This window comes from Vibrio sp. 1F279 (assembly GCF_041439815.1).
GTDB lineage: Bacteria > Pseudomonadota > Gammaproteobacteria > Enterobacterales > Vibrionaceae > Vibrio > Vibrio tasmaniensis_A.
Window position 1 is genome coordinate 111,062 of sequence record NZ_JBGOOU010000003.1, and the last position, 17,066, is coordinate 128,127.

A 17,066-nucleotide genomic window follows, 5' to 3' on the forward strand; every position below is an offset into this window, starting at 1 on the left:
TTTTAATGGTTCGCTTTTTTCGTTTTTCATCAGTTCGATTGTTATTGCACCAACTCGTAAACTTCCCTATAATCCTCGGCTCGCGTAGCGGCTGAATCAGAGATTGGCTGCTACAAATATAAACTTACTCTTATCAGGAGAGATTTATGTCTCTGAATGCAGAAACTAAAGCAGCAATCGTTGCAGAATACGCACAATCTGAAGGCGACACAGGTTCACCAGAAGTACAAGTAGCACTACTTACTGCTTCTATCAACCACCTACAAGGTCACTTCAAAGCGCACAAACACGATCACCACAGCCGTCGTGGTCTATTACGTATGGTTTCTAGCCGTCGTAAGCTTCTTGATTACTTGAAAGGCAAAAACCTTACTCGTTACCAAGACCTAATCAAGCGTCTAGGCCTACGTCGCTAATAGCGATGTCTGCAAAGACAGTTTGAAGAAAAGGAGCATTTATGCTCCTTTTTTTGTGCCTGTTATATTTTTAATGTTAAAAATGAAGGTTCTCTGTGCGGTTAACCTGATTTTTAATCGTGAAAATGTCTCTTACCAAGAAAATAGTTTATACTCTCGCACGCGAATAATTGTTTGATTATTTCGCACCCTAATTAGCTCAACAATAACAGTCACAGATGTCGGCCAATAGGTCGCGACTATTAAAAGCAGATGTTTAGTCTGATTGAACTTCTCGTCTTTTTTTACTAGTCGCGATTAGTTATTGCTGAGCATTCATTCACTTATTCTGAAAAGAGATTTTCAGATGAAGGATATACAATGTTTGAAAAACCAGTTGTAAAGTCATTCCAGTACGGTAACCACACCGTTACTCTAGAAACGGGCGTAATGGCACGTCAAGCTACTGCTGCTGTAATGGCGACTATGGACGATACATCAGTATTCGTTTCTGTTGTTGCTAAAAAAGAAGCTGTTGCGGGTCAAGATTTCTTCCCTCTAACAGTTAACTACCAAGAGCGTACATACGCTGCGGGTAAAATCCCTGGTGGTTTCTTCAAGCGCGAAGGTCGTCCATCTGAAGGCGAAACACTAACAGCTCGTCTGATTGACCGTCCAATTCGTCCACTTTTCCCAAGTGCGTTTAAAAACGAAGTTCAAGTTATCGCTACGGTTGTTTCTATCAACCCTGACGTAAACCCAGACATGATCACTATGATCGCAACGTCTGCTGCACTTGCTATCTCTGGTGCTCCATTCAATGGTCCTATCGGTGCTGCACGTGTTGGTCACATCGACGGCGAACTTGTTCTTAACCCATCAAATACTGAGCTTGAAAACTCTAAACTAGACCTAGTTGTGTCTGGTACAGAAGGCGCAGTACTTATGGTTGAATCTGAAGCAGATAACCTATCTGAAGAAGAAATGCTTTCAGCTGTTGTTTACGGTCACGACCAACAACAAGTTGTAATCAAAGCAATCAACGAGTTTGCTGCTGAAGTTGCAACTCCATCTTGGAACTGGGAAGCGGCAGCAGTTAACACTGAGCTTAAAGCTCAAGTTGCTGAACTTGCTGAAACTCGTCTATCTGACGCGTACCAGATCACTGAGAAAATGGCGCGTTACGAGCAAGTTGGCGCAATCAAGAACGACACTGTTGAAGCTCTAATTGCACAAGACGAAAACCTAGATGAGCGCGAAATCCGCGGCATGCTTGGTTCTCTAGAGAAAAACGTAGTACGTAGCCGCATTATTGCTGGCAACCCACGTATCGATGGCCGTGAAAAAGACATGGTTCGTGCGCTAGACGTACGTACTGGTGTTCTTCCACGTACACACGGTTCTTCTCTATTCACTCGTGGTGAAACTCAAGCACTTGTTACTGCAACGCTTGGTACACAACGTGATGCACAAATCATCGACAGCCTAATGGGTGAGAAGAAAGACAACTTCCTTCTACACTACAACTTCCCTCCATATTGTGTAGGTGAGACTGGTTTCGTTGGTTCTCCTAAGCGTCGTGAAATTGGTCACGGTAAGCTTGCTAAACGTGGTATCCAAGCAGTAATGCCTTCTGTTGACGAATTCCCATACACAGTTCGTGTTGTATCGGAAATCACAGAATCTAACGGTTCTTCTTCAATGGCTTCTGTATGTGGTACATCTCTAGCACTTATGGATGCTGGTGTTCCAATCAAGGCTTCTGTTGCGGGTATCGCAATGGGTCTTGTTAAAGAAGGCGACGATTTCGTTGTTCTTTCTGACATCCTTGGCGACGAAGATCACCTAGGTGATATGGACTTTAAAGTAGCAGGTACTAACGCTGGTATCACTGCACTTCAAATGGACATCAAGATCGAAGGTATCACTAAAGAGATCATGCAAATTGCTCTTAACCAAGCGCAAGGTGCACGTAAGCACATCCTTTCTGTAATGGATGAAGCTATCTCAGGTGCTCGTGAAGATATCTCTGAATTCGCTCCACGTATCCACACAATGAAAATCAGCTCTGATAAGATCAAAGATGTTATCGGTAAAGGCGGCGCAGTTATCCGTGCTCTTTGTGAAGAAACAGGTACTACAATCGAAATCGAAGACGATGGCACAATCAAGATTGCTGCTACTGAAGGCGCAGCTGCTAAAGAAGCTATCCGTCGTATCGAAGAGATCACTGCTGAAGTTGAAGTTGGCCGCATTTACCAAGGTAAAGTTGCTCGTCTAGCTGACTTCGGTGCATTCGTTACTATCCTTCCAGGTAAAGATGGTCTAGTACACATCTCTCAAATCGCTGATAAGCGCGTTGAGAAAGTGTCTGACTACCTAACTGAAGGTCAAGAAGTACCAGTTAAGGTTCTTGAAATTGACCGTCAAGGCCGTGTACGTCTAAGCATGAAAGAAGCAGTTGAAACGCCAGCTGAAGGCGAAGCACCTGCTGCTGAGTAATTCTTAGCCTATTAATGGGACTATCGCTTTTTAGTGATTTCTAACCCATTGGTAAAAAAGCATGTTATAAAGGGGAGCATATCGCTCCCCTTTTTTATTGCGGTCATAACAGGAGTAATTATTTGTGAAATGGTTTCAAACCGCGAGTATGTGTTTACTGCTTGTACTGACAGGTTGTGCGACAACATCAGATAACACCTCACGTTGGGTTTATCCACCAATGGCTGTGCCGCTGCAACCAAGCGTTCAGCAAGAGGTTCAAATTGCACGTCTTAGTCAATTATTACAGCGCCCGGACTTGAATGATGAAGTTCGATCTAAGATGCTGTTTGAACGTGGTAACTACTACGATAGTGTTGGCCTGCGTGATTTAGCACGCCTTGATTTCAATCAGTCTCTTTCATTGAACCCCGCTCAACCTGATATCTTCAACCTTTTGGGTGTTTACTTTACGCAAGTAGGGGAGTTTGATGCCGCTTATGAATCTTTTGATTCTACGTTAGAGCTTGATCCTGCAAACTCTTACGCTGAAAGAAATCGCTCTATCGCACTCTACTACGGCGAACGTTATGATTTAGCCAATGAAGAGATGATGAAGCATTATACCGATGACCCAAGTGATCCATTCCGTGCGCTTTGGTTATATATCATTCAGCACGAACTCACGCCAGAGCAAGCCAAGCTTGATTTGCAAAAACGTTACGAGAGCCGCGATGAGCAGTGGGGTTGGGTATTAGTCGCGATTATGCTTGATGACATTACTGAAGAGCAGGCTTTTAAGGCGATATTGACCGGTACTCGTGACAACACGCTACTTGCGCAGCGTCTAACTGAGACATATTTCTACCTTGCTAAGCGTTACCACATGAATGGGGACTACGCGAATGCGATCTCTCTGTACAAGTTGTCAGTGTCTTTCAATGTGTATGAATATGTAGAGCATCGTTACTCTTTCTTAGAGCTAAGCCGTATATTTACTACTCTTAAAGCCGAGCACTTAGCAAAAGTTAAGTTGGCTGAGGCCGAAGAAAAAGCCGACACAAAGTAAACGATATATTTTGATTCCGAACAACCGCTGCCTGTCAGCGGTTTTTTTATGCTCCTTTTTTATAAACAGGTGGGGGGGGCTCGTTTTTGATTGCTTTTTATTTAAACAACACTAAAATAGTTAGCCTTGCTAACTAAATGCCATTCTTGATTAGGTGAGTATGCTGAACCAGAATTTAGAAAAGATTGAGCGCTTCGCCTCTAAGATATGGCGAACTCAGGTAAATGAAGATCCTATTTGCCAATTGAGCTTCAATGAGTATGACTATTTGAAGGTCATTCAATCTTCTCCTGAACCGATCCGATTGACTGATCTTGCGATTGAGATGCAGGTTACAAAGCCTTCAGCAACCACTATGGTTCAGAGACTAGAGAGAAAGGGGCTTGTTGAGCGTAAAGTTTCGCTCGAAGATGCGAGGTCTAAGTTGGTCGTATTGACCAGCAAAGCTGAAGTCGGCTTAGAAGAAGAAAGTAAGATCTATCAGGTCATGGCACAGATATTGGAAAGTCGTTTGTCTGAGCAAGAGTCTCAGCAGCTAAACCTGTTATTAAATAAAGCTTTGAAGTAAATAATTTAGATATTTAGTTAGCCTTGTTAACTAATTTTTCGAGTCATATCTTGTTGATATGCGACTCACAGATGAAAGTAGAGTAAGAAATGAGTAACTCAATTAGTCGTCAGTTTTGGCGATACACAATCCCTACTGTGGCTGCCATGTTGGTTAATGGCCTTTACCAAGTGGTGGATGGCATCTTCATTGGCCGCTATGTGGGGGCTGATGGACTTGCAGGTATCAATGTTGCGTGGCCTGTGATTGGTTCGATTCTCGGTATTGGTATGTTGGTGGGTGTAGGTACAGGTGCGCTTGTCTCGATTCGCCAAGGTGAAAAAGATACTCAAGGCGCTAAGGAGATCTTAGCAACAGGTTTAACCTTGTTGTTGGCGATAACACCTATTGTTTCTGCATTGCTGTTTTTGTTTGCTGATAACTTCTTGCTTTGGCAGGGCGCAGAAGGGAGAGTGTATGAACTTGGCCTGCAATACTTACACATTCTGATTGGCGCGAGTGTCTTCACGCTAGGTTCGATCGCTATGCCGTTTTTACTGCGTAACGATGACAGCCCTAACTTAGCCACCATACTGATGATTGTCGGTGCGGTGATCAATATAGCTCTGGATTATCTGTTTATTGCTCAGTTTGGTTGGGAGTTGAAAGGTGCAGCACTGGCAACCGCGATTGCTCAGTTTGTAGTAACCGGTCTGGGTCTGGCTTACTTCTTCTCACGTCGAGCAAACCTGCGCTTGCGTTGGAATGAACTGAGACTGAAGTTATCGGTAATTCCTGAAATCTTCGCTATCGGTACATCAAGCTTCTTTATGTATGCGTATGGTTCGATGATGGTTGCGCTGCACAATGCGTTGTTCTCTCAATATGGCGACCAGTTGATGATTGGTGCTTACGCGATTTTGGGCTACATAGTGACGGTTTATTATCTCACAGCTGAAGGCATCGCCAACGGCATGCAACCATTGGTGAGTTATAACCATGGTGCGCGTAACCAAGCGAATATCCGTAAGCTACTTAAGATTGCGATGATGAGTTCGGTATTGATTGGTGTGGCGTTCGTGCTGCTTCTGAACGCGTTCCCACGTGAGTTTGTGTCAGTCTTTAACTCAGATGAACCTCAGCTAGTCGAGTACACCGTGTTGGGTATTCGATTACACATGTTTGCACTGGCGCTTGATGGTTTCTTAGTGGTAGCGGGTGCTTACTATCAGGCGGTCAACAAAGGCAGTAAAGCGATGTTTGTCATGCTAGGTAATATGCTTATCCAGTTACCTTTCTTGTACATTATGCCTAAGTTGTACGGTGTGCCGGGGATCTGGGTTGCGTACCCACTGTCTAATATTGCGCTAAGCGTGGTGGTGATGGTGATGCTCTACAAAGATGTAAAGAAGCTCGATGTCTCACCGATGAATACAGCGGCGGCATAGGTCGTATTTCTTAAGTAGAATTAAAAAGGTCTAGCGAATGCTAGACCTTTTTGTCTCTGTGGCTGATGGGTTTAACTCTAGAAACTAGATGTTTTTAACGTCTAAACCCGCAAGCTGATGCCAGTAGCCATTGCACTGGCGGCTTTCAATCTTCATTGGTTTTTGACCTTGCTCGTTCGCTCTGAAGTTATTGATTTCAGAGAAAGTGTCGATACCCAATGGACTCAGGCGAACGACATCGACCAAGTCATGCATGCTCGGTAGATCATTGACTAGGTTGTAGCAGTAACCTGATTGCGTCTGGATACCATTAAGGTTAAATACCGATTGGCCTTCTTGGCTTTCGACCTGTAGACCTGTTGGGTATTTGATGCAGCAGGTTTCGCAATCGTCTTTGGCTTTGTTCTCTGCTCGGGCTGTAAAGCAACGTGCAGAGTAAGCAAGAGGTAAGTAGCCATGGCTAAACACTTCTACTTCGAACTTATTACGAATATTAAGCTCTTCGCACTGTGTCATTACGTTGCTTAGCCACTCGCGAGAAAGCTCAACGGGCATACACCAACGCGTCATACCTTGTTTCAAGAACAGGTTCAGAGTGCGTGCATTGTAGGTGTTCACCGCAGGGCCAACAACAAAAGGCACCTTACTTTCACTTGCCAGTTGAATCGCAGATACATCATTGGCTTCAATGGCGAAGTCACCGTTATCAATGTACTTCTTCATGATGTTGACTTCGCTTGGGGCTTCTAGCAATGCCATGGTTGAAAGTACCACTTGCTTACCTGAATCAGACAGCTCTTTTGCTATGTCCATCCAGTGTTTTGCTTTCATCTCACGGCGCTTTGAGCACACCGCTTCACCGAGGTAGATGATGTCGGCAGAGCTTGATTTTGCTTGCTCATAGAAGCTTTCAACATCTTGTTTTGGCCAAAAATAAAGTAGAGGGCCTAATGCGTATTTCATTGAGTTCTCCATTTGGCTCTATTGCCATTTACGGTGGTAAGCGCCAAGCGTGGTTTGTGTACCTTCAGATACATTCGCCAGTGTCGCATTCCAAGCTTGTTCCACTTGGTATTGTTCAGGGTTCGCTAAGTAGCGATCGATGGCTGCGCGCCAAGTGCGAGTGACTTGCTCGACATAAGCAGGGCTACGTTGGCGACCTTCAATCTTCACAGAAGCAACATTCGCGGCGAAAAGCTCAGGCAACATAGATAGTGTGTTAAGGCTAGTTGGCTCTTCAAGTGCGTGATAACGCTTTCGCTCACCATCTACTTCTGCTTCAAATCGGCCTTTACATAGCGTTGGGTAACCTGCGTTCTCACCTGCTTCATACTTGTCGATAAGGATTTCGTTCAAGCGAGATTCAAGTCCGCCATCCGTTTCTTGCCAGCGAACGTATTTTGCTGGAGAACATGCCCCAACCGTATTTGGCGATTCACCCGTCATGTATGAAGAGAGGTAGCAACGGCCTTCTGCCATGATACATAAGCTACCAAAAGCGAATACTTCGAGGTCAACGTCAGAAGTGATGTTACGAGAAAGCTGTTTGACCTGATGGATCGACAATACGCGCGGCAATACCACACGCTTAACGTTGAAATTTTTATGATAGAAGTCGATAGCGGCTGCATTGGTCGCAGATGCTTGTACTGATAAGTGCAGCTCTAGTTCTGGATATTTATTTGCAGCGTACTCGAGCACCGCAATGTCAGCGATGATCAGCGCATCAACGCCTAGTGCGGCGGCGTTATCTACAGCGTTAGTCCAGCGTTCGAAGCCGTTTGGGTGAGCAAAAGTATTTAAGGCAACGTGAATTTTCTTGTTGCGGTCATGCACATACTGCACAGCACGATCGAGCTTTTTACCCGCAAAGTTAAGGCCTGCGAAGTGTCGGGCATTCGTATCGTCTTTGAATCCGATATAGACAGCATCCGCACCGCAATCAATAGCGGTTTTCAAAGCAGGTAAGTTACCCGCTGGGCATAAGAGTTCCATTTGCTCACTACCAATAGAATAAAATTGAAGCGAGTATTTTATGAAGAATTATGAATGACGGAATTGATGTAAGGCAGGTTTAGATGGATAAATCTGCTTTTACCCCATTTGAGGTACTGACGAATGGCGAATTTACGCTTTAGCTTGGTGTTGGAAGGCGTGTTTAATTAATTCTTGTGACGACGGTTTTGGGCGAACAGTTCTTCAACCTCTTGTTTTGGTTGAGGGCGATAGAAGTGGAAACCTTGAATTGAACCACAGTTGAGGTTAGACAGCAGGGTTGCTTGTTCACTGGTTTCGACACCCTCTGCAACCACGGTTAAATCGAGAGATTTCCCAAGGTTGATGATGTTTTCAATTACGGTAATTTGCTTTGGTAAGGTATCGATATCTGAGATAAAAGCTCGGTCAATTTTAAGCTCATCAATCGGAAAGCGAGCAAGGTAAGATAGAGAAGAGTAACCCGTACCAAAGTCATCAATGGATAACGCAAAGCCAAGTCTCTTAATCGCGTTCAGCATTTGAAGCGTGTGCTCACTATCACTCATTACGGCACTTTCTGTAAGCTCAAAGGTAATCGCACTTGGATCTAGCTCAGTAGAGCGCAGCAACTTCTCCATGAAATCAATCAATTTTGGATTACCAAACTGCTCTGGTGAAAGGTTGATCGCGACGCGACCAGGTAAAATACCTTGCATCTTCCAACGTTTCACCGTGGCAAATACTTCGCGCATTACCACACGACCAAGTTGTTCAATAAGGCCAGCTCGTTCCGCTACAGGAATAAATGCGGCAGGGCTAATATAACCTTCTACGGGGTGTTTCCAACGTACCAGAGCTTCTGCTCCGTTAATGGTGAAGTCACGCGCATTTACTTTTGGTTGGTACCAAACCTCAAGCCCGTTCTGTTGCAGTGCTTTTTGCAGTTCTATCTCAAGCCACAGTCGCATTCGCGCTTCTTTGTTCATCTGTTCGTTGAACTTGATCAGGCGGTTGCGTCCACGATCCTTAGCTTCATACATTGCGGTGTCAGCATTCTGTAGCAAGATACGTGCGTCACTGCCATCGTGAGGAAAGCTCACACTACCAATCGAGCAGGCTAAACGCTTGCTAAAATGGTGGAGATCGAAGGGTTGGTTGATCAGAGATATGATCTTTTCAGAGAGTATTTCAGGGGTTCGTGGGTGTTCAGGCTCAGGCAGAATAATACCAAATTCATCACCGCCTAAATGGCCAATAATAGCTTGACGAGGCAGTTGTCGTTTTAAGCGAGATGCGACCTCTTTAATCACTTTATCACCGATGTGGTGGCCAAGTGAGTCATTGATATTTTTGAAGTTATCGATGTCTAAGTAGAGCATCACAACAGGGGTCTTGTTGTGAATGAACTGCTCAAGGCTTTTGGTAAACCCAAGTCGGTTGTAGAGCTTAGTCAGTGTATCGATGTAGGCATCTTCACTGTTAGCGGGTGTGTATTGTTTTGTTGTTTCTTGAGCGTCTTGAATAAGTACGAGTTGGGTACTGCTTCCAAGAATGACCGTCGAGTCGATATTTAACTGAACTTTACGTTCAAAGCCACATCGAGCACCCGTTAAACAAACCAAGCCAGACTCAGAAATAATGGAGCTGAGGTCATTATTAAAGACTGTTTTGGTTTGTTCATCGATAAATAATCGGCCTAACTCTTCGCCAATCAATTCTGTGGTGGAGTTAAAACCAAGTAAGCGTGCAGCTGCAGGGTTCGAAGACAGAATGTAGTCGTTTTCAACTAATAGCAATCCGTCTGGGAGCAGGTGAGATAGCTTGTGGAATTTCGCTTCAGACTCTTCTAAAGAACGGACAAGTACTTGGTTTTCAGATGTATCGAAGGCGTGAAAGATGATGTATTCAGTCTTTTTACCATTGGTAAGCGGAGATAGGCTGAAATGAAGGCTAGTGTCTAAAGCCGTTTCGTTTAGGGTGATTTCCGCCTCAATTGTTTCGCCATTGAATGCACGCTCATAGTAAGGCTTAAGGTGTTGGTAGAATTGCTCGCCCAAGGTTTGGCGGTCATTCATGCCTACAAGCTCTGTTTTACTTAAACCAGCAATATCACAGTAACGCTCATTCACCATAAAATAGTTATGTTGAGCATCAAGTACCGCAAAAAAGAACGGGCTGTTTGCAGTAAGCTGTGTAAACCAATGTTGTAGTTGCTGGGGAGGCATCAAAGTACTACCAATTCTCCAAGAGCTTGAATATTCACTATCGATAAACATTGATTGCTTTTTGTTCAGCTATCGATGTTTACTTGTGAGTGCAGCGATTCGCTGTGATTTTCATGACCAGAGTTACTATAACTGTGATTATCAATATATTAAAGGTCGAGCATCAAACTGAATTAATTTGATACATAACAGTAACTGAGATCTCAACATCATCTATGATGCTTTCTATATTATTGACAAAGTTACGGATAAGTCACGTGATAAACAAGATACGCACTCAACTAGTTCAAAATGCCGCATCAATTTTGCGATCTCCAGTCCAGTTATTACCAAAATCAGTACAAAAAAAAGCCTTATTAGAAGCATTGAAAAATGTATTCAAGGAGGCTTTAGAGGATGGTGATTTTGAGTTCTTAGAAGACAAGTGGCTTAAAGTTTCAATAAAAGATATGGGGTTAAGTTGGTGTATTAGCTACAAAAATGAGCAACTAGTTGTCGCTGATAAAGAGGTCAATGAAGACGTGAGTTTTAGTGGCAATCTAAATGATCTCGTGTTGATTGCTGGGCGAAAAGAAGACCCAGATACGCTTTTCTTCCAACGTCGACTGTCTATTGAGGGCGATACCGAGCTAGGCTTGGAAGTGAAAAATTTGATGGATAGCGTCGATTTAGACTTATTGCCGACTCCTATGAAAACTTTGTTAAATCAATTAGCTGATTTTGTGCAGAAGGGAGTACAATCCCCAGATACACAAAGTGAGGTAATGAATGCTTATTCGAACTGAAGCACCGGCAGATATACTTGTCATCGATCGTTTATTGAAATCTGTTTTTGAAACGGATGCAGAAGCTAATTTGGTTATGAGCTTGCGTGAGAATAGCCATTTAACGCTATCGCTGGTGGCTTGTTCTGATGAAGGGGAGGTGGTTGGTCACCTGATGTTTAGCCCTCTTACTCTTGATGGTGACGATCATAACTGGCAGGGGCTCGCACCTCTCGCCGTGAAAGAAGAGTTCCGCAATCAAGGCATTGCCAAATCACTGGTTGAAGACGCATTTTCTACTTTGGTAGATTTTGGTTACCCAGCCTGTGTTGTACTCGGTGATCCTGCTTACTACGGTCGTTTTGGTTTCAAGGCGGCGAGCGAATTTGGCCTGAGTTGTGTTTGGGATGTGCCTGAAGGCGCTTTTCAAGCGATTGAGTTGGTAGAAGGGGCGTTTGCTGGGCATTCTGGTGAAATTGCTTACAGCCCAGAGTTCAACGACTTATAAGCTGATTTACCACTCAATAAGATACAAACTGATTTAGTCTAAATAAAGGAGCTTGATGCTCCTTTATTTTTTGTTAGTATCAGCCCCAATGAGCACCGTTTAAGTTCACTCGAAGAATATTAATACCAACAAACCAAAGGTTACGACCGCTAGATATGTCACAAACACACGCGCAATATCTACAAGAGATGGGCATTAGCCAATGGGAGTTAAGTCACCCAGAGCGTTTGGCTGGTTATGAATCTGAATTGACTCTGTTATCGAATGATTGCAAGTTACTGTTGGTTTCACCAGAAAAACCTCAGGATGATCTCGCCGTGATGTTTGAGCGAGTACTCAAAAGTATCAAGCTCGACTTATCTCAAGCTTTACACCTTCAACCGCAACACTTGTCTGCTGTGGATTTAAGTTCGGTTGAATGGGTATGGTTTGCTGGTTGCGAATCTGCCCATGAACTGAAGGCAAAAACACTTCAATCTCCATTACTGTCTGACATTAACGGTAATAACCAACATCGCCGCGACTTATGGCAACAAATTTGTGCTTATGACTAATCAACTTTTACCCACTTCAGAACAACACCTAGACGCAATTTGGCAAATTGAGCAGGCCGCGCATTCTCATCCATGGTCTGAAAATATGATCCGTGATCTTAATAGTCGTGGAGGCAGCCACCGTGTTTTAGAAGTCGATGGAAAGGTTGTCGGCTATTTCTATGCTCAGAACATTGTCGGTGAGGTTACTTTGCTGACGATAGCGGTTGACCCTAAGCAGCAAGGCAAAGGTTACGGTAAGGCTTTGGTTGAGCACTTTCTCGATATGTGTGAACAAGCTGACGCGGAAAGTGCTTGGCTGGAAGTTCGCGAAAGTAATGTAAATGCGTTTAATCTTTACGAAAAGGCCGGCTTCAATGAAGTTGATCGCCGTCGTAACTATTATCCAACCAAGCAAGGCAATGAAGATGCCATCATTATGAGCTATCTTTTTATGTCTTTTAGCTAGTCATGTTACGTCTTTTCGCGAACTAGACCGCTAGCTCCGGAATTAGCCACAAAATAGGGTGTAAACTGACCCTTTAGAAAGTGACACGCTTTCTGTATAATCCGCACACAGAATTCAAGGGCAAGTATTATCTACTTGCCCTTTTTACGCTTTAGATCAGCAAAGGGCGACTATGTCTTTCCAACAAGAAGTGAGCAAACGTAGAACGTTTGCGATTATCTCTCACCCGGATGCGGGTAAAACCACGATTACTGAAAAAGTTCTTTTATTCGGAAACGCGATTCAAAAAGCGGGTACCGTAAAAGGCCGTGGCTCTAACCAGCACGCTAAATCTGACTGGATGGAGATGGAAAAAGAACGTGGTATCTCGGTAACTACGTCTGTAATGCAATTCCCATACAACGATTGTCTAGTCAACCTACTCGATACTCCTGGACACGAAGATTTCTCGGAAGATACGTACCGTACACTAACCGCGGTTGACTCTTGTTTGATGGTTATCGATGCTGCAAAAGGTGTCGAGGATCGTACTCGTAAACTGATGGAAGTAACGCGTTTACGTGATACACCAATCGTAACGTTTATGAACAAACTTGACCGTGATGTTCGTGACCCAATGGAAGTGCTAGATGAAGTGGAAAGCGAGCTAGGTATGGCTTGTGCTCCAATCTCTTGGCCTATCGGTTGTGGTAAAGAGTTTAAAGGCGTTTACCACATTCACCGTGATGAAACGATCTTGTATGAATCTGGCCACGGCCATGAGATCCAAGAAGTTCGCATCATCAAAGGTCTAGATAACCCTGAACTAGACGAAGCTGTTGGCGAAGATCTGGCGAGCAGCGTTCGTGAAGAGCTTGAATTGGTTATTGGCGCATGTCCTGAGTTTGATCACGAACTGTTCCTTGCTGGCGAGTTGACTCCGGTTTACTTCGGTACTGCATTGGGTAACTTCGGTGTTGACCATATGCTTGATGGCCTAACTCGATGGGCTCCTGCGCCTCAAACACGTCAAGCAAATGAGCGTGATGTTGAAGCGACTGAAGAGAAGTTCTCTGGTTTCGTATTTAAGATCCAAGCAAACATGGATCCAAAACACCGTGACCGTATCGCATTCATGCGTATCGTATCGGGTACTTACGACCAAGGTATGAAGATGAACCATGTTCGTACTGGTAAGAACGTCAGTATCTCTGATGCAGTAACCTTCATGGCGGGTGACCGTGCTCGTGCTGAAAAAGCATACGCGGGTGACATAATTGGTCTGCATAACCACGGCACAATTCAGATTGGCGATACCTTTACTCAAGGCGAAAGCTTGAAGTTCGCAGGTATTCCTAACTTTGCGCCTGAGCTATTCCGTCGTATTCGTCTGCGCGATCCATTGAAGCAGAAGCAACTTCTAAAAGGCTTGGTTCAGCTTTCTGAAGAGGGCGCGGTTCAAGTATTCCGTCCTTTGCAAAATAACGATCTGATCGTTGGTGCAGTTGGTGTACTTCAGTTTGATGTGGTTGTAGCGCGCTTGAAAGCGGAATACAACGTTGAAGCGATTTACGAAGGTGTGAACGTTGCAACTGCACGTTGGGTTGAGTGTGATGACGCTAAGAAACTAGAAGAGTTCAAACGTAAGAGCCAAGCTAACCTAGCGTTAGATGGTGGTGATAACCTATCTTACATCGCACCGACTATGGTGAATTTGAACCTAGCTTCTGAACGTTTCCCAGAAGTTCAGTTCCGAGCGACGCGCGAGCACTAATCACTCTGCGCTCTATTCGAGTTAAACAAAAACGTCTATTGTTCTGCAATAGGCGTTTTTTTATTCGTGTCATTTGAGGTTAGAGGCTTAAGGTAAGTATGTTCAGTTGGATAAAAGCTTGGATTAATAAATACGATAAGTGGTGCGAAGAGCTTGGCTTAACGCCTGAAAATAAGCGCAGCTGCGTGGCTTATCGCCGTGATCCTCAAGGACAACAAACAGAGAGTAGGGAAGATGACACCAGAATTAAGTGAATTTCCGCTGTTTGACACCCATTGCCATGCGGACTTTGACATCTTTGAGCAAGGTTTTTCACTTGATAAAGGTATTGAAGGTTACGTTAAAGAGGCGAAACAGGCGCAAGTCGAGAAGTTAATCATCCCTTCTATTGGCCAAAGTAACTGGAGGAAGCTTGGTGAGATCGCTCAATCTTACCCTAATGTTTACTACGCTTTAGGTTTCCATCCTTATTTTTTAGAGCAAGCCAATGACGAGCAATTCTCAGAGCTTCGCCGATTACTCTCATCAAAAACCAGTCAATGTGTTGCGATAGGAGAGTGTGGTCTCGACTTTTTTGTCGATGTTGCACGGGAGAAACAAGAGCGTTTTTTCATTCAACAAATAGAGCTAGCTAAGGCGTTTAAGCTGCCTTTAATCATCCATGAAAGGAAGTCTTTTAACCGACTTATTGAGCTAATAAAGCAGTATAAATTTACTTTGGGTGGCGTGATTCATGGATTTTCAGGGAGCGAACAGCAGGCTTTGGCGTGGATTCAGCTTGGTTTCTATATTGGTGTCGGTGGAACGATTACTTACCCAAGAGCACAAAAAACACGCACCACTATCTCAAAACTGCCTCTTGAGTGCCTGGTATTAGAAACGGATGCCCCGGATATGCCCATGCATGGAAAACAAGGAAATGTTAATCATTCCAAGTATTTAGTTACGATCTTAAATGAACTGTTTTTGCTTAGAAAAGAACCGAAGCAATCGGTTGCAGCGCAAGTTTGGCAAAATAGCCATCGCGCATTCGGTATATGTGAATAAAATCGAAGGTTTTTGTTTATCGTTTGCGTAAATTGCACTTGGCTTGTGATTCGGCTCACATTTACGTGTGAATGGTACATGAATCTTCTACGAAAGTGTGAGGACGGCATTACTTTATTAGTGGTCGCATGAGTATAATTGCCTCCGCTTTATAGCCCCATTTTGTAACACGCCAATAAATAACTAATAAGGAAGTCATAAACTATGAGCCTGTTTATGAGCCTCGTCGGAATGGTTGCACTGATTGCAATCGCAGTACTACTATCCGACAACCGCAAAGCAATTAATCTAAGAACAGTGGGTGGCGCTTTCGCTATCCAATTCGCACTTGGTGCATTCGTACTTTACATCCCTTGGGGTCGTGATCTACTTGCAGGTTTCTCTGCCGGTGTAGCAAACGTGATCGACTACGGTAAAGATGGTACTGGCTTCCTATTTGGTAGCCTTGTTAACTTCTCAGTTGACGGTATCGGATTCATCTTTGCATTCCAAGTTCTACCAACACTAATCTTCTTCTCTGCTCTTATCTCTGTACTTTACTACATTGGTGCGATGCAAGTTGTAATCAAGGTTCTTGGTGGTGGTCTTCAGAAAGCTCTAGGTACTTCTCGCGCCGAGTCTATGTCTGCAGCTGCAAACATCTTCGTTGGTCAAACGGAAGCGCCTCTAGTTGTTCGTCCATTTGTTCCTAAAATGACTAACTCTGAACTATTCGCAGTAATGTGTGGTGGTTTAGCGTCTGTTGCTGGTGGTGTACTAGCGGGTTACGCATCTATGGGTGTACCTCTAGAGTACCTAGTAGCAGCGTCATTCATGGCAGCACCTGGTGGTCTACTATTCGCTAAAATCATCAAGCCTGAAACTGATGAAGTTGACGAGAACCTAGGTTCAGACATCGACGGTGGCGACGACAAGCCTGCTAACGTTATCGATGCAGCTGCTGGCGGTGCGTCAGTTGGTCTACAACTAGCACTTAACGTTGGTGCAATGCTACTAGCATTCATCGGTCTAATCGCTCTTATCAACGGTATCCTAGGTGGCATCGGTGGTTGGTTCGGTATGGAAAACCTAACTCTAGAACTTCTTCTAGGTTGGATCTTCGCACCGTTAGCATTCATCATTGGTGTTCCATGGGAAGAAGCAACTATTGCTGGTTCTTTCATTGGTCAGAAGACAGTTGTTAACGAATTCGTTGCATACCTAAACTTCGTACCATACATCGGTGAAAATGCTCAAATCGTTGAAGCGACTGGTCAAGTAATGTCTGTTAAGACTCAAGCAATTATCTCGTTCGCTCTATGTGGTTTCGCAAACCTTTCTTCAATTGCGATTCTTCTAGGTGGTCTAGGTGGTATTGCTCCAAACCGTCGTCACGACATCGCACGTATGGGTGTTAAAGCGGTTGTAGCTGGTACTCTATCTAACCTGATGGCAGCAACAATTGCTGGCTTCTTCCTGTCTTTCTAATCAGTTAGAAATCGATATATAGACGCCATAATAATATCGCCCCGTAGCAAGAAATTGCTGCGGGGCTTTTTTGTTTTTGGGCCTAGTGATTTTGAGCATTTGCATGAGTGAATGCTTGGAGTCGAAAATGGGTCTAGAATGTTTTTTTGAGATACAAACCGTTTGCGTTCTAAGGAGCACTACAATTTATTGATGGATACCTATAATGTATTAGCTAAAGGGATAGGATGTCTCTGCTGGCAAGAAAGTAACATTGAGATTAGCTCGAACGTTATTCTTCTGGGATTAAGCCAAACTTAGCAATACGCTATAGATGTTAGACACAACATGACTGATTTGTTGTGCCATAGACCAAACTGGTACTGTGCGGTGACAAGGATTGC

The 17,066-nt window shown here is 44.0% G+C and carries 16 protein-coding genes; 13 read left to right on the top strand and 3 right to left on the bottom strand.

What is annotated here, in order from left to right:
• Positions 1 to 146: 146 nt before the first annotated feature.
• The 5 genes from rpsO (at position 147) to ACED60_RS03590 (ending at position 5,940) form a co-directional block, all read left to right on the top strand.
• Positions 147 to 416, top strand: a complete 270-nt coding sequence (rpsO, locus tag ACED60_RS03570) for a 30S ribosomal protein S15 (RefSeq protein ID WP_004734493.1) — start codon at positions 147 to 149, stop codon at positions 414 to 416.
• Positions 417 to 776: 360 nt separating this feature from the next.
• Positions 777 to 2,897, top strand: a complete 2,121-nt coding sequence (gene pnp / locus ACED60_RS03575) for a polyribonucleotide nucleotidyltransferase (RefSeq protein WP_371726950.1) — start codon at positions 777 to 779, stop codon at positions 2,895 to 2,897.
• Between the two features lie 124 nt (positions 2,898 to 3,021).
• Entirely contained in the window at positions 3,022 to 3,945 is a 924-nt protein-coding gene (gene nlpI, locus ACED60_RS03580) for a lipoprotein NlpI (RefSeq protein WP_371726951.1), read from the top strand.
• 160 nt (positions 3,946 to 4,105) lie between these two features.
• Positions 4,106 to 4,513, top strand: coding sequence for a MarR family winged helix-turn-helix transcriptional regulator (locus ACED60_RS03585; protein WP_041472897.1), 408 nt, complete (start codon positions 4,106 to 4,108; stop codon positions 4,511 to 4,513).
• A gap of 89 nt (positions 4,514 to 4,602) precedes the next feature.
• The gene (locus tag ACED60_RS03590) at positions 4,603 to 5,940 is read left to right on the top strand and encodes an MATE family efflux transporter (RefSeq protein ID WP_017103868.1); all 1,338 of its coding nucleotides are present in this window, start codon (positions 4,603 to 4,605) and stop codon (positions 5,938 to 5,940) included.
• A gap of 84 nt (positions 5,941 to 6,024) precedes the next feature.
• Here ACED60_RS03590 and ACED60_RS03595 read toward each other — a convergent pair whose 3' ends face one another.
• The 3 genes from ACED60_RS03595 to ACED60_RS03605 all read right to left on the bottom strand — a co-directional run bounded on the left by ACED60_RS03595 (position 6,025) and on the right by ACED60_RS03605 (position 10,142).
• Positions 6,025 to 6,903: a U32 family peptidase gene (locus ACED60_RS03595; RefSeq protein WP_017096660.1), complete on the bottom strand. Its 879-nt coding sequence runs from the start codon at positions 6,901 to 6,903 to the stop codon at positions 6,025 to 6,027.
• Between the two features lie 18 nt (positions 6,904 to 6,921).
• Complete coding sequence (locus ACED60_RS03600; protein WP_009847533.1) at positions 6,922 to 7,935, bottom strand: peptidase U32 family protein; 1,014 nt, start codon at positions 7,933 to 7,935, stop codon at positions 6,922 to 6,924.
• 167 nt (positions 7,936 to 8,102) lie between these two features.
• On the bottom strand, positions 8,103 to 10,142 hold the full coding sequence (locus ACED60_RS03605; protein WP_009847532.1) for a bifunctional diguanylate cyclase/phosphodiesterase: 2,040 nt from the start codon (positions 10,140 to 10,142) through the stop codon (positions 8,103 to 8,105).
• A 257-nt stretch (positions 10,143 to 10,399) separates the two neighbouring features.
• Here ACED60_RS03605 and ACED60_RS03610 point away from each other — a divergent pair, with 257 nt between their 5' ends.
• The 8 genes from ACED60_RS03610 (at position 10,400) to ACED60_RS03645 (ending at position 16,683) form a co-directional block, all read left to right on the top strand.
• A complete protein-coding gene (locus ACED60_RS03610) occupies positions 10,400 to 10,927 on the top strand; it encodes an SCP2 domain-containing protein (protein ID WP_009847531.1) in 528 nt (175 codons plus the stop codon).
• Entirely contained in the window at positions 10,911 to 11,414 is a 504-nt protein-coding gene (locus ACED60_RS03615) for a GNAT family N-acetyltransferase (RefSeq protein WP_009847530.1), read from the top strand. The genes ACED60_RS03610 and ACED60_RS03615 overlap by 17 nt, the downstream gene beginning before the upstream one ends.
• Positions 11,415 to 11,569: 155 nt before the next feature.
• The gene (locus ACED60_RS03620) at positions 11,570 to 11,968 is read left to right on the top strand and encodes a DNA polymerase III subunit psi (RefSeq protein WP_009847529.1); all 399 of its coding nucleotides are present in this window, start codon (positions 11,570 to 11,572) and stop codon (positions 11,966 to 11,968) included.
• Positions 11,961 to 12,416, top strand: coding sequence for a ribosomal protein S18-alanine N-acetyltransferase (rimI, locus tag ACED60_RS03625; RefSeq protein WP_371726952.1), 456 nt, complete (start codon positions 11,961 to 11,963; stop codon positions 12,414 to 12,416). The genes ACED60_RS03620 and rimI overlap by 8 nt, the downstream gene beginning before the upstream one ends.
• Before the next feature lie 172 nt (positions 12,417 to 12,588).
• A complete protein-coding gene (gene prfC, locus ACED60_RS03630; protein ID WP_012604694.1) occupies positions 12,589 to 14,169 on the top strand; it encodes a peptide chain release factor 3 in 1,581 nt (526 codons plus the stop codon).
• 98 nt (positions 14,170 to 14,267) lie between these two features.
• On the top strand, positions 14,268 to 14,423 hold the full coding sequence (locus tag ACED60_RS03635; protein WP_012604693.1) for a DUF5363 family protein: 156 nt from the start codon (positions 14,268 to 14,270) through the stop codon (positions 14,421 to 14,423).
• Positions 14,404 to 15,216: a TatD family hydrolase gene (locus ACED60_RS03640; RefSeq protein ID WP_371726953.1), complete on the top strand. Its 813-nt coding sequence runs from the start codon at positions 14,404 to 14,406 to the stop codon at positions 15,214 to 15,216. Before ACED60_RS03635 ends, ACED60_RS03640 begins: the two co-directional genes overlap by 20 nt.
• 204 nt (positions 15,217 to 15,420) lie before the next feature.
• Positions 15,421 to 16,683, top strand: coding sequence for a NupC/NupG family nucleoside CNT transporter (locus ACED60_RS03645; RefSeq protein WP_009847523.1), 1,263 nt, complete (start codon positions 15,421 to 15,423; stop codon positions 16,681 to 16,683).
• Positions 16,684 to 17,066: the final 383 nt, after the last annotated feature.